Below are 14,836 nucleotides of genomic sequence, written 5' to 3'. Positions count from 1 at the left end.
GAATCTGAGAGTGATTCCGGAAACTAATTTTGGGCACAAAGCTGCTAATCTTATTAAATTGAATGAATTATGCCATTTGTTATCCATTCCAGATATTCAGGTTCGCGTTCCTCCCTTCATTTGCTTTGCGCATTCTGAAATTTTCGCGCACATTCAGCAATACTACCCTGAATATTTGGACGATTGGACGATATTCACGCAGATTCAGAAAGAAGGAATTCTGTTTAGCCCGGATGCGCAATTGTCGTTATGGAAGATTCAAGAAAACCTTATCCATTTGTTTGCAAATCATCCTTTTGAATCACCAGCTTTGGATGCATTTATCGGTAAGGAAGTCGAAAATAATCAGGTGCTTGTTGTTCGGAGTACAGGAAGAGAGGATGGAGAAACCTTTTCAAATGCAGGGGGAAACCGTTCTGAGTCTGGCATTTTGCCAGAAATCGCAGCGATTTCAGCTGCCATTGGAAAAGTGATTGCATCCTATCATTCTGTAAAATCTTTGCGTTTACGCATTTTTGGTGAGGATGATCCCTATTCTTCTCCTTTTTTATCAGTCTTTGTTCAGGTAATGGTTGGGGAAATTTATGAAAAAAATTGTCGCTTAGGGATTCCTGTATCTGGCATTTTGCACACCCAAGAAATTTTGGGACATACTCCAAAGCTTATTCAAATACAGGCCCTTTATGGTCATAACGAAGCTCTAGTCAAAAATATTCAGCCTTGTGATAGCTTTTATGTGTATCCAGACGATGTGCATGCGATCATTCGTTTTAAAAAGAAAAGGATGGTTCCTAGTTTAGCGGGAGAGTTTGTTACAATTGATAATCCGTGGGAATTGCGAACAAGTGCGACTTTAAATCACGAACAACTTTTTGCTTTTTATCAAATTGCCGGGAAAATTCAAGCTTTCTACAAAAAAATGATGGAAGTGGAATGGGTGTATTCTCATCAAACGCTTTATTTGGTTCAGGCCAGGCCTTTGATTGAAACAAAAAAGCTAGGTCCAAGCTTTGTGAATGAGTCGAATTTACATGCTTGTGTAGGGGATTTTACAGTTTATCAAGGTGAAACTATTGCTTCGAAAGGAGCTGTGACCCTATTAACAGGTTCTTATGATCTTTTACAAGATGTTACTTTGGAGAAAGGATTTAACCATTATCTGCAAGAAAGTAAGCCTACCGCAAAAGCGATTTTTGCGAGACTTTCTGCAGCTGCAACTTCCCATGCCGCATGCTCATTACGTGAACAAGGTATTGAAGTTTTGTGCGGGATCGATGTTCTTCCTGAAGAACTAGATCGTGCCGATGCATTTGCATTGATTGATCCTCAGCAGGGAAAATTATTTATCATACATGGCCAAGATCGCGATAAAACCCAATTGTGGGAATGGTTAAGCGAAAAGGGCGTTTTAGAGGAAGGCTGGACCTATCACCCAATTCCTTCGATTGAATCCATTCCACGGTATGAACTAGAGACGACCTTAAAAAAACTGAATTTTCGGCAAGCCCTGACGGATAAGGAGATAGAGACTTTATTTAGAGAAGCCCATAGACTCACCGAGAATATACCCGTTCAGAAGCTTGTGGGAACGTTGGCATGGGATATGCAAACGCTTGAAGATAAGCCCATTCTTCAAAAACGAATGGATGTGCTGTTAAGCCATGCCCATAAAATTCTTCAGATGTATTTTTTAAGAGAGGTTCCACGTAAACAGCGTTTACACGCTCTTAAAAGATTAGAGGCGTTGTTTTTTCAAAAAAGAAGTGTGGATATCGTCGAAACAGATTCGCGACGTGAAATTCTTCAAGAACAATATTTAATTTTTCAAATGGAAAAATTCGCTGTTCTTCCTCAAGTCAAAATGGCTTGGAAAGCTTTTATCGAGCCGTTATTTCTAGAATCCGAAACGCTTAAAAAACTGGAATATTTAATTCATGAAATTCAAGAAAACCAAATTAATGAAGAGTGGATTAATATAGCTTTTGCGTATGCGTGGAGGGAAAAGTATGCAGAATCTTCCAAAGATCTTCTTAATCACTTGGAAGCACAATTTAAAATTTCCCTTCCAGCTATGCGTCAGATTGCGAGTGCTCGACAAAATTGGAATAACTTTAGAGACAGATTAGCTCTGTGGGCTCTACCTGAGCATTATGAAAGACTTTGGAGAGAATTCAAAATCAGTCTCTTACTTGAATTAAATGACGTTGCCTATCAATTCTTCTCCATTCCAGACAATCAATGGCTAATACGTGTTGTCTTATTGAAATTCCTGCAAGAATCGATTGAAATGTATGATCTTGCCATGAAAGAGCTGAAAAGTAGCTCTATGTATCATGACAAAGCTCTTCAGGTATTTCGTTTCAGAGAAATGCTTATTCCTTTCTTAGAATTAATGAAAATTTGGGTCACGCACATTCCATCGGCAAATATCGAAGAATGGATTCGGTCAATTGAGGGATTTGGAGATAAATTACCAGGAGACTATCGACAAACCATCATTCAAGCCATTCAGCGTAGCTTTAATCAGATTACCTCTAATGGGGAAGAGCAACTTCTGCCCAGTACAGGTTTTAACGTCAATGCGTTAGTCATTAGTAGCGCCTACTTCAAAAGCCAAGAATTACCCACACATGCGACGTTAGAAGATTTGTGTTCGTTAATGCACCAAAACATTTTAATTGCACAGATGACTGCATGCATCCCTCTTTGGGAAGGAAAATTACCTTCAGAAATTTATCCGTTGCATCACGCATTGCTTAGTATCAAACAGGATTGTTTCATTAGACCAGGAGTTCAAGTTCCTGTTCATGCGAACTGGGTAGGGGTGTCGTATCATTATCCATGCTTTAGCTTGAAGTATAATATCCCCGTTAAAAATCATAGCACGATTATTGATGTAACTTACCATCTTTTAACCCAACAAGTGGAAGTAGAAGTACGCATCATTGGACACAATCGTGGGGGGCGTATGGAAACGATTGGGAAGAATGTGTGTGTGCAGAGTATTGCGCAAAACTTAAAATGTGAAATCTATCCAGAATATGATGCGCGTTTAAAAATGCTCCTTTTTAGATGGCGTTTTCATGAGGAAGAAATAAAATCTGAAAAAAAACTCAAAATAATTATTCATGTTCTAGTCAAGGCATTAGAAGACACTTTAGCAGAGCGGGAGAAGCTAACAGCGCTCAAGTTAGAAAATTTGGACAAGGGCAATGTGCAGACTTGGAAAACATTGTGGGATTCCAAAGAGAATACTTTACATTGGTTTAAAGCCGGGGCACCTTATTTTCATGCTTTGATGCAAAGATGTTTTGCTCAAAAATGGGAAAAAGAATGCCAGGCGATTCTCTCACACATAGGATTGCATTTTCAAAAAGAGGATTCTCCTTTATTTTCAAAGGTCTTTTTTGCTTTAGTAAACTTTTTACATACACATCCACGCCAATTTTGTGCATTCGGAAGTGAAAATCGATTTTTTGGGTTAAATGAATTTTCTGCATGGGCTTTAGAAGATATTTTGAACGACGTACATGCGATTGATTTATTGATCAGCCAGCGTGAACGTCTTGTATATACTGCTAAAGATCCTGCAGAGACAAAAATTTTTTACTTAGCTCTTCATGTGTCTATTTTGCAGCATTTTTTGCAACAAGATGATCAAAACAAGGCACTCGATTATGCGAAATTCCTTATCTCTCATCACCAAGATGAAACGATTGTTGATCTAAATATCCATAGCAAACATTTAGCATTCCCATCGGCCATACTAAAGATTTTGGAAGAAGGTTCAAAGGATAAAATTGTGGACGGCTATCCTGTTTCAAAAGAAATTGCTCTGCAATCGACTGAAATTCTAGATATGCATGGCATAAAAAAAGAAAGGCGGATTCTTGTCAAATTGCCTCACACTGCTCACTGGATTGCTGCGACAGTTATTAAATCTTCTCCTCCGGAATCTCTGGCTGAGCCTTTCGGATCTTTAAAAATCCGCGTTTCGAGAGGTCGTGTCCAAAAAGTTGTGAATCCTTTTGGCGTACGCTTGCTTCCCATTTAAAATTTAAGGACAAATATAATTTTTCTAATTCTTGTTAATCTGAACGTTGGTTTTTTTAAGCTGCAATTGGCAAGTAATGCCATTCCCCAAAATTAAAATCACAAAACAGCCCACGATCTTGAACAAAGCTGGTGGATTTTTTCCGCGTAGATCAACAAACCAATTCCAAGCATGGCAAGAAGCATCCAAAATAGCTTCATATTCTTCGTAGAGTCGATTTACTAGCCAATTATCTTTTACATACACAAAAAAAGTTTAAATTTTGTGAATTTGAAATGGACGATAAATATAAAAAAAAATAAAAATATACCTTTTGCTTTAGAAAGAGGAAAATTTTTTATTTTTGTTTTAAAACATCCGGATTTACCCAATAATATGAGAAGAAATATGGAACGAGTCTACAGTATGGTTGGAAATGGCAATTTTTGCCTTCAATGCCTAAAACAACTTTTAAGCCAAAAACGTCGTATTTCATGCATTTATTCAAGTGATACTCAAATTGCTCAAATTGCTCATGAAAATGCTATTCCGTATTTTTCGCAGTATAAAAAATACTTAGATTATTTAAATGATTTATCTTTTGCAAGCTGCGTGCTTTTGCTAAATCCCGTTGTTTACATTCCTCAAGTTTTTTATAGCATGCCGTTTCTTCGCATACACTGTCAAAATTCTTTATTACCAAATTATCCACATATGTATGCTCCTTCTTTGGTAATTTTAAACTCTGAAAAAAAAAGCGGGATTACTTGGCATACTTGTGAGGGGGATTTGTATGCCGGAAAGATTATTTTTCAAAAAAAATACTCTGTTGAGAAAGAAGATTCGGCTTTAACACTATCTATGAAAGGTCTTGAGATTGCCTTAGAGTCATTCATGGAAATGATTCAATATATAGAATTGATAAAAGATTATACGATGAATTGTAGTGGAGAGCCCTCCTTTCATAAGAACGACAATGCTATTCCTCAGCATTTTTTGAATCATGGAATAATCGATTTTGATAGTACGTCAGAGCAGATTTTGGATCTTTTTAGAGCTTGCAATTATGGAGATTATCAAAATCCGTTTCATGTGCCCAAAATTGTCCTTGGGAATTCTTTATTTATTGTTAAAGAAATAAAGAGTTGTCTTGCTCATTCGACCGTTGGGTCTGGAAGACTCTTGGAAATAATTGAAGGCGGATTAATTGTTTCGACAAGAGATAAAAATGTACAGATTAGTCACATCGTAGATTTTGACAATAAAGAATGTAATCTGAAAAATTTATGCGAAAAACATCAAATTCACATTGGGAATAAATTAGGTGAACAGAAATCAAGTTTTAAAAATTTAAATGTGATCAGAAGCTCTGAAAGCAATTTATGCCGCAATTTTCTCGAAAAAAAATCTTTAGATATTCCTTTTTTGGATAGTGGTAAACACAATTCAAACAATTCTAATTATCATCAAATGAGTATTTCATTAGATTTTTTCAAAGATGAATTTGTAGAAAAAGTTGTTGCTTTACTTTATGTCTATCTTTTTAAGTTAAACAACTATGAGGAATTCACCCTAAATATTCTTAATCAAGAAACTCTTGGATTAACAGATGAAATCGAATCCTACGTTTTTTCTGGGATTCCTTTTTTTTATCCGCTTAATCCAGATATGACTATTGCAGAAGTCAAATCTTTGATAAAAAATGATTTTGCCAATGAAATTTTATCGTTGTCAAAAGATATTGTTCAAAGAAATTACGGAATTCATCTAGACCTGCACACACCCATAATCCTTTTTATTGGCGAAAAAGTACTTGATATTGTTCAGAAGGCTTTTCCTGTCATTATATCTCTTAATCCTCAGACTCTCAGTATGACTTTATTTTGGTCTTCTCATCGCTTTCAAAGCGAAAAAGAAAACGTCCCATTCAGACTGCTGTTACAACGTTTCTTAGAATTTAGCAAAAACGCTTTTGCGAAAGAAATGAAAATTTCACAAATTTGTTTATTAATGAACGAAGAAAGTGATTTGATGGTAAAGAAGTGGAATCAAACTGAAATGGAATACCCTAAGGATAAGCCATTCATGGATGTTTTCAAAAATAATGTCGGTAAGTACTTTGACTGCATTGCAATGGAAAATAGTGAGCATCATGTCACCTACGGAGAGTTGTGGGAAATCTCAAAAAAGATTGGAGCTAACTTGCTCAAGCTGGAAGTCGGTCAACAAGATGTTATCGCGGTATTTATGACTAGAGATATGAATTACTGGATGGTTTTGCTAGGCATTTGGCAAATTAATGCTATTTATTTGCCTATCGATACAGGCCTGCCACAAGCACGCGTTGAAACTATACTGCTTGACTCTAAAGCCAAAGTGGTTATTACAGATGAAAAATTTAGCAAAAAAGCCCTTGAAGATTGTGGGAAACTGGCAAATGTTATTAATGTTGAATGTTTATTTGAAGAAACGGAAACGTTTCCTGAAACATATCCTGCATGTGGAAATCATGTAGCTTTTATCATTTACACATCGGGTTCCACAGGCAATCCTAAAGGGGCTGTTATTGAGCATCAAGGGATGCTAAATCATTCTTATGCAAAGATACGGGATTTGTGCGTATCAAAAAATAATAAGATCGCTCAAACGGCAACTCAAAGTTTTGATATATCCATTTGGCAATTTATCACTCCTTTATTTGTAGGTGGAACGGTAAGTGTTTTTGTTGGACAGGACGCGTGTGAACCTGAATTTCTTGTCAATTCTGTGGAAAGGCATTCACCTCAAATTTTACAATTAGTTCCTAGCCATATGATGGTTATTTTAGACGAACTTGAAAATGGTAGAGAACAGGCCTTTCAATGTGTAAAATGGCTTTTTTTAACTGGAGAAGGGCTTAATCAGCATATATGTAAGCGTTGGTTCAAAATATATCCAAATGTCAATATTATGAATGGTTACGGAGCAACTGAAGTTTCTGATGATGCAACACACTTTATCCTGACAAAGGAAAATTATCATACACATCCTGATATTATGCCTGTAAGTGGTACTGTCATGAATTCACAGCTATATGTTTTGGATAAATTTATGGACCCTTTGCCCATAGGTTGTAAGGGTGAGATTTACATAGGTGGCGATGGTGTGGGCAGGGGGTATTTAAATGATCCAGCTAAAACAGCGGCATCTTTTTTACCTGATCCCTTTTTACCTTCTCCTAGTAGGAGATTTTATAGAACAGGAGATATGGGAGTTTTTCAGCATGATGGCGTCTTAGATTACTTAGGAAGAAAGGATAGCCAAGTTAAGCTCCGTGGACATCGTATTGAAATTGGCGAAATTGAAGGTGCTTTATTAACTTTGAAGGAAGTTGCACAAGCTGTAGCCATTATTAGAGAGGATCTCGTTGGTCAGAAAAGGTTAATTGCCTATTTAATTTTATACAATCATCATACTTATGATGAAGAAAAGTTTTCAGAATTTGTAAAATTTCTAAAAAATGAATTAAGTCATATGTTGCCTGAGTATATGATTCCAAATGATGTAGTCTTTCTTCAGCAGTTTCCGCTTTTATTTAATGGGAAATTAGATAAGAAAAATTTTCCCAAGCCTAGTCATGAACATATACGCACAAACCAATATTGTCATCCAGAAACAATTTTAGAGAACTATCTGGTTGATTTATGGTCTACTACGCTAAATTTACCTAAAATTGGAATTCAAGATCATTTTTTCAAAATCGGTGGGCATTCCCTGCAAGGAATGAAAATAATGGCACAAATTCGGAAAGAATTTGGAATTGATATGCCTTCGACTTTTTTGTTTCAGTATCCAACTATTAAAGAACTTTCTTTGCAAATTGAAAGCTATAGTAAAATGGATTAAAGTTTATGATTTTTGAAGCTAATTCAAATGGTGTATTTGGTGAGTTTTTGCAAGGAGTTGGATGTGACGATCAACCTTTCTTAATCACCTCACCAGTTAAGATATATTCCATAGCGAGTTTTGTTTTTGACGATTCACTCAAAAAAATTGAGGTGTCAAATCCAGATAAAAATAAATGCCAAATGATGGTCGATAAAATTTGCGAAAAATATCAATTAAAAAAGGGAGGAGCTGTTTCAGTAGAAACTCATTTTCCTGTTGGTAAGGGATTAGGAAGTTCTTCAGCTGATTTGGTTGCTGTGGCTAAAGTATTAAGCAATGCTTACACTTTAAACCTGAACTCTCTTGATATTGAAGATGCAATCAGAGGGATTGAACCAACTGATGGGGTAATGTATCCGGGAATAGTCTCCTACTATTATAAACAAGTCAAGTTGAATAAAGTCCTTGGCAAATTAAAAGATGCGGTTATTTTAGGGGTTGATGAAGGGGGTGCAATTGATACTCTAGAATATAATAGAGTTTCACGAACTTATGGCAAAAAAATCAAAGAAACTTATGACTATTTGCATGCAGTCATAGAAAAAGCCGTAGTTAAAAATGACATATCTATTATTGGCCATGTAGCTACTCAAAGTGGGGGGCTTAATCAACAGTTTAATCCTAAAAAGCTATTTAAAGAATTTAATGAAATTTCTGCAAAATTAAGCTTGCCAGGGGTTGTTGTTGCTCACAGTGGAACTTATATTGGCTTTTTGGTCGATAAAAGACATCCCATGTTTATAAAAAAAATAAGAGAACTAGCTAATGTTGTTTGCAGTATGGGTTACAATTATGAAATATATGATCTTTAATTAAAGGTGAGCGCTTTGAAAATAACTAAACGATATTCTGATTCGATATGTTTACCCAATTTGATAGAGATTGAAGAAAATTTAATTTTAGCATCATTTTCGTTAATGAAATTGTTGCCGGCTAAATATGTTATTGAAAAAGCTATTCGCGATGGGTCTCTTCAAAAGGGGTCAACCATTATTGAAACGTCCAGCGGAACTTATGCTTTGGGACTTGCTATTATATGCGCCGAAAATCATTTTCCTTTTCATATCATTAGTGATCCTGTAATGGACAAAAGTTTAATTCGGCAGCTTGAATATTTGGGTGGAAAAGTAGAAATTGTATCAGATGCTATCAATGGACACCAAGTTGCAAGGCTTAAAACTTTGAATGATCACCTTTCAAAAAATCCTACTTTTTTTTGGCCTCAACAATATGATAACCCAGATCATTTAAAAGCCTACGCTAGCTTTGGAGATTATATTATAGAAAGTTTGGGGGAAGATATCACTTTGGTCGCTTCTGTGGGCTCTGGTAGCTCCTCATGTGGTACAATCATGCAGCTAAGAAAATACAATCCATCTATTTCTTTAATCGGAGTTGACACATTTGGTAGCACTCTTTTTGGGCTTAAGAATAATCATCGCATTCTACGCGGATTAGGGAATTCCATTATGCCTAAAAATCTGTTGCATCAGCTTTTTGACCAAATTCACTGGATTTCTGCTGCACAGGCGTTTCATGCAACAAGAGATTTATATTCTCGTTCAGCTCTTTATGCCGGGCCAACTACAGGTGCCTGTTACCAAGTTGCAAAATGGGTATCTCAGCAACAAGAAAAAAAGAAAATTGTTTTTATCTCCGCAGATATGGGATACCGCTATTCCTCAAATGTATACGATGATGAATGGATAAAAAAATCAGGATGCGACTTTAAAAAAATCGAGCCTATAAAAATTGAAAAAGTATCGGAGATTGATTCGTCGTCATTAGATTGGAATTATATCGAATGGAACAGAAGGCTATTGCAAAAGGTTTTGAATGCATAAGAAAAAATTTGGATTTATTGAGAGTAATACAACTGGAACGGGACAGTTATTTTTGAATAAAGCTATAGAAATGGGATTGGAGATTGTTTTTTTAACGAGTGACCCAACTAAATATTTTTTTTTAAAAGAAGTAGGTGTAGATGTTATTCACATAGATACAAAAGATAAAGACGTTGTTTTTGATTTTTTAAAAAAAATTGATAATTTAGTTGGGGTTTTTTCTACCTCAGAATACTACATGGAAGTTACTGCATACGTTGCTGATAATTTGGGGCTTCCTGGAAATAACCCTTTAGCCATTGAGTTTTGTCGAAATAAGAACAAATTTAGCCAAAAAATAAGTGAGAGTTCGTTTTTAACTCCTAAATCATTATTTATTGATGATTTAAAAATTCTTTATGAAAAAGTCAATGAATTGAATTTTCCTGTGATTTTAAAGCCTGTTTCAGGATCCGGAAGTGTGGGAGTAAAAAAGTGTGTAAATTTTCAAGAAGTACAGGAGCATGCTTTAAAATTACTAAAGCTTGATGGCAAAGAAAATGGAACATCATTTTCCACTGGCATATTAGTCCAACCTTATGTTGAAGGACCCGAATATTCTGCAGAAATTTTTGTTTATAAAGATAAATATTTTGAATTAGGACTAACAGCTAAACATACGTCTGATGATGAATATTTTATTGAAGTGGGTCACGATTTTCCAGCTCCATTTGAAAGAGACGTTGAAGAGAATATTTGGAACACAATTAAAGCTGTCTTGAAGCTATTAAATTTTAGTTTTGGACCTGCTCATATAGAATTTAAACTAACTGGAACTCAAGTTGTATTGATAGAAGTAAATCCAAGGTTAGCTGGAGGAATGATTCCTCAGCTGATTACTTATGCGTGCCAATTTGATATTTATGAGCATATTATCAAATTATTTGCAAATCAAGAAGTTAATTTTCCAAATCTAAAATACGAAGGTGCCTCTATAAGATTTTTTGTTGTGAAAGATGAAGGTAAAATAGTAAATCTTACGAATGAAGAAGTGTTAAAAAAATGCAGTAACGTTCAAGAAGTTTGTTTTACAAAAAATATTGGTGATTTAATTACGATCAACCATGATTATAGAGATCGTATTGGCTATCTGATTACAAAATCTTCGAATACAAATGAATCAAAAAAATCCGCAGATCATGCTATTCAGCATTTCTTTATTGATATTAATAACATAGAGGGAAGATTAGGTGAAGAGCCTCATCCCTTAATAAAAAAAATTCTCAGATCACCAATAAATAAAGAAAAATGGCTAAAAGAATTAGATAGAATAGCATCAATTGATCTTGCGCATGTTCTTATGCTGGCAAGAAATAAACTCATAGACTCTGCACAAATTGACAAAATTATTTTGGTCATACAGAATTTTAAAAAAAATTTGAAAGATCATTTTGAAAGTTTAGATTTTTCTAGAGGAACTTATTATGCTTATGAAAAGCATCTAAAAAATCAACTTGGGATAGGCTTAGTTGGGAATAACCATTTAGCAAGATCTAGAAATGACATTAATGCAACCTTATTTTATTTATCATGCAGAGATTCCTATTCTGAAATATTTCATAAAATTTTAGAGCTAAGCCAAATTTTATTAAACCAGGCACAATTATCAGAAAAGATTCCTCTTCCAATTTACAGTCAGCATCAACCAGCTGCTCCCGGAAATTATTCATTTTATCTTTTAGCCATAAATGCACCCATTCAAAGGATTGTTGATGATTTAGTCGGTATTCAAAAATACTTGAATACTTCGCCTTTGGGTGCTGGAGCGGGCTGTGGAACTGATATTCCTATATCTCCAGATTATGTGGCAGAAATCCTTGGTTTTGAATCTACCTTTCCTAATGCTTTAGATGCTATTGCCAATAGAGATTTTGCTCTTCGTTATAAATCTATTTTAGCTACTTTGTGTACCACGATAAGTCGCATTGCACAAGATTATCAACTATGGACAACACAAGAATTCCAGTTCTTTGAATTTCCGGATAGTCTTTGTGGTTCATCTTCTATGATGCCTCAAAAAAAAAATCCCTATATTTTAGAAATAATAAAAAGCAAAACCGCAAATGTCATAAATAATTTGTTTGGTACATTTATCAAAATGCATAAGGTGCCAATAGGCAATTCAATCGAAGTTTCGTCTGCCGCTTATGATGCAATTGAAGAAATGACGGCTGAATGTTTAGACATTTTAGATTTGCTAATTTTAGTTATTAACCATGCTTTGCCTATCGCATCTAATATGGTTGCTGCATCGAAGAAGGGGTTAACGATTGCAAATTTTATTGCAAATCAGCTTATGAAGCAAGATTCTATTTCTTTTCGAGAAGCTCATATAAAAATTGGGGATATCATACGTAAGTCTTATGAACATAACGAAGACCCTTTTCAGAATATAACAAACATCCTTCATAACGAGTTTGATTATTTGCATGACATTTCCAAACACCTTTGTTATGGGGGAGGTCCTTCATCGAGTTCCATAAGGAAACAAATAGCAATTTCTTTAAAAAACTTAAATATTTTTTTGAGTCTGATTAAAGATGCGGAAGATAAATGGAATATGGCAAAAATAACATTCGAAAATGAAATTAAAAAGACATTAACTACATGCAATTTTCAATAAAAAAATTTGAATTTTTACGAATAGAAGAAACAAAATTACGAATCTATTTCTTTTTGTCGTGTTTATTCGTTTTGATTGCCTGCGGGTTAAATATTTATCTCCCGATACAGGCAAAAAATATTGTGAAGCTGGCTTATGGAGAATTTTCTTCATATGAAATGTTATCGGTGAGCTTTATTTATGCAATGATCTGGATCGCTTGCCAACTATGTTTGACTACAAGGGAAATTTTAATGATTCCTGTGTCAGAACGATTAATTTCAAGGCTAAGCCTTCAAACCATGGAACATTTACAAGCCCTTTCTTATGAATACCATTCAAGTGCCCAAACGGGCGAGTTAATAGCCAAATTAAAAAAAGCACAAATTGCCTTACCAAATATGCTGTGGGGATTTTTTTTCTTCACAATTCCACCGTTTATTGAAATTATCGGTGCCGTATGCATTTTATTAATTTACAACTTCTACTTTTGTGGTTTTATCCTTTTAACTACTTTTACGGTCTTTATGGTTTACACTGTTATGTCTGCAAAAAAGGCGGTCTTATTTCATAAGAGAAGTCAGAGTTATGATGGTGATGTTAATGCAAAACTAGCGGATAGTCTCATGAATTTTGAGGCTGTTAAATATTTCGGAAATGAAAAGCTTGAGCAAGATAATTACAAAAAGCATTTAGAAAATAGGGAAAAGGCAGAAATTACTAGTTTAGTTTTTTTAGAAAAAGTAAGAATTTTTCAGTTTTTAATTTTGGGCATAGGATTTTTTATTATAACAATTTCAACAGCCGTAAATATAGTTGATAAAAAAATGAATCTAGGTGATTTCGTTCTAATTAACACATATTTGATTCAATTTTTTAATCCTCTCAGCTTTTTGGCAATAGTATTTAGAAATATTTTTCGCGGAGGAAATGATTTAAAACTTATACTAAGCATTTTTGATGTGCAAAGACCCCCTAAAGCTTCTCAGTCATTAAAGCATTTTTGTGAAACGATAGAATTTAAAAATTTGAGTTTTAGTTATAAAGATACTGAAATTTTAAAAAATATTTCATTCAAAATTCATAAAGGAGAAAAAATTGGCTTTGTAGGACCGGTAGGAAGTGGAAAAACAACCATTGCAAAATTATTATTAAAACTATGCGATCCGATGAAAGGAAAAGTTTTAATCGATGGAAAAGAGATTTCCTCGATCGATGTTAATGATTTGAAAAAACATATAGGCATTATTCCACAGAATACAAATATATTTAATGACACCTTCCTCTATAATCTTTCTTATGGCAAACCGGATGCATCAGAAGAGCAAGTGAAAAGTGTTGCGCAATTGCTCTCCTTAGAATCATTTATTAGCCAAACTTCTCAAGGCTATAATACAGTAATAGGACAGCAAGGGATTTCACTCTCGGGGGGACAAAAACAAAGCATTGGGGCTGCTCGCCTTGCTTTAAAAAATCCGGAGATAGTTATTCTTGACGAAGTCACTTCTTCTTTAGATTCTCATTCGGAAGCTAGAATATTAGAATATCTTGATCACTTTTGCAGAGATAAAACGACTATTATTATTGCTCATAAGTTCTCTCACGTCATGCATTGCGATAAGATATTTGTGTTAAACGAAGGACACCTAGTAGAGCATGGTAATCATCAAACTCTCCTTGCTCTAGATGGGGTTTATAAAAAAATGTGGGATATTCAAGTGAAAAAGGTTGAATTAGTTTAAATTTAGGATTTGAGGCATGGCTTTACAAAAAGCATTATCGTTAGCATTTGTTCATTTATTGGTGTTTATCATTCCAGGGGCGAACACAGCTTTGATTTTTAGAAACACATTGAAGTTTGGTTTGAAGTTTGGAGCTTTATCTTCTTTGGGGATAGCTTCTGCAATTACTTTGCATGCTATATTTGCGACTTTAGCTGCCAATACCTTGATTGCAAGTTTTAGCCAATATTTTTGGATGATAAAAGTTTTAGGTGCTTTTTATATTAGCTACTTTGGAATAACTCTCGTTTATACTGCTTTAAGAAAAACCAAATGCAGCTTAGATAATAACGACGAGGAGAATGAGATCTTTCATGGCTTTTCAGCCTTTCAATCGGGATTTTTTCTAGATTTATTTAATCCCTATATTGGTTTGTTTTACTTAAGTTTAGGGCCTAGCTATTTGGAAGATTTTAATGCTTATTATGGAATTCTCATTTTTGTTGGAATGATCGCATTTTTAAACTCGATGTGGTTTATCGGGCTAGCTTTTTTGGTGTCTTATAGTAAAAAGGTTTTTTTTGAAAAATTTAACATGAGGTTTCTCGAAATGGTTACAGGGATCTCGATGTGCATTTTTGCTCTCTTACTAATCTTAAAAAGCTAAGGT

Annotated in this window: 7 protein-coding genes; all 7 read left to right on the top strand. The window is 34.6% G+C overall.

Annotation, left to right across the window (positions count from 1 at the left end):
- Positions 1-10: 10 nt before the first annotated feature.
- Positions 11-4,054 (top strand): PEP/pyruvate-binding domain-containing protein, encoded by a 4,044-nt coding sequence (locus AOM43_RS03405; protein ID WP_059359048.1) that lies wholly within the window; start codon positions 11-13, stop codon positions 4,052-4,054.
- Between the two features lie 387 nt (positions 4,055-4,441).
- Positions 4,442-7,918 (top strand): amino acid adenylation domain-containing protein, encoded by a 3,477-nt coding sequence (locus tag AOM43_RS03395; RefSeq protein ID WP_161792752.1) that lies wholly within the window; start codon positions 4,442-4,444, stop codon positions 7,916-7,918.
- A gap of 5 nt (positions 7,919-7,923) precedes the next feature.
- Entirely contained in the window at positions 7,924-8,772 is an 849-nt protein-coding gene (locus AOM43_RS03390; RefSeq protein WP_059359040.1) for a GHMP family kinase ATP-binding protein, read from the top strand.
- Between the two features lie 15 nt (positions 8,773-8,787).
- On the top strand, positions 8,788-9,804 hold the full coding sequence (locus AOM43_RS03385; protein WP_059359038.1) for a pyridoxal-phosphate dependent enzyme: 1,017 nt from the start codon (positions 8,788-8,790) through the stop codon (positions 9,802-9,804).
- Positions 9,797-12,466 (top strand): lyase family protein, encoded by a 2,670-nt coding sequence (locus tag AOM43_RS03380; protein WP_059359036.1) that lies wholly within the window; start codon positions 9,797-9,799, stop codon positions 12,464-12,466. The genes AOM43_RS03385 and AOM43_RS03380 overlap by 8 nt, the downstream gene beginning before the upstream one ends.
- Positions 12,451-14,187, top strand: coding sequence for an ATP-binding cassette domain-containing protein (locus AOM43_RS03375; RefSeq protein WP_059359033.1), 1,737 nt, complete (start codon positions 12,451-12,453; stop codon positions 14,185-14,187). Before AOM43_RS03380 ends, AOM43_RS03375 begins: the two co-directional genes overlap by 16 nt.
- Positions 14,188-14,203: 16 nt before the next feature.
- Positions 14,204-14,833: a LysE family translocator gene (locus tag AOM43_RS03370; RefSeq protein WP_059359031.1), complete on the top strand. Its 630-nt coding sequence runs from the start codon at positions 14,204-14,206 to the stop codon at positions 14,831-14,833.
- Positions 14,834-14,836: the final 3 nt, after the last annotated feature.

The organism is Parachlamydia acanthamoebae (assembly GCF_000875975.1).
In the GTDB taxonomy this organism is placed as follows: Bacteria; Chlamydiota; Chlamydiia; order Chlamydiales; family Parachlamydiaceae; genus Parachlamydia; species Parachlamydia acanthamoebae.
Note: the sequence above shows the minus strand (reverse complement) of the source record. Positions and strands in the feature narration are given on the sequence as shown.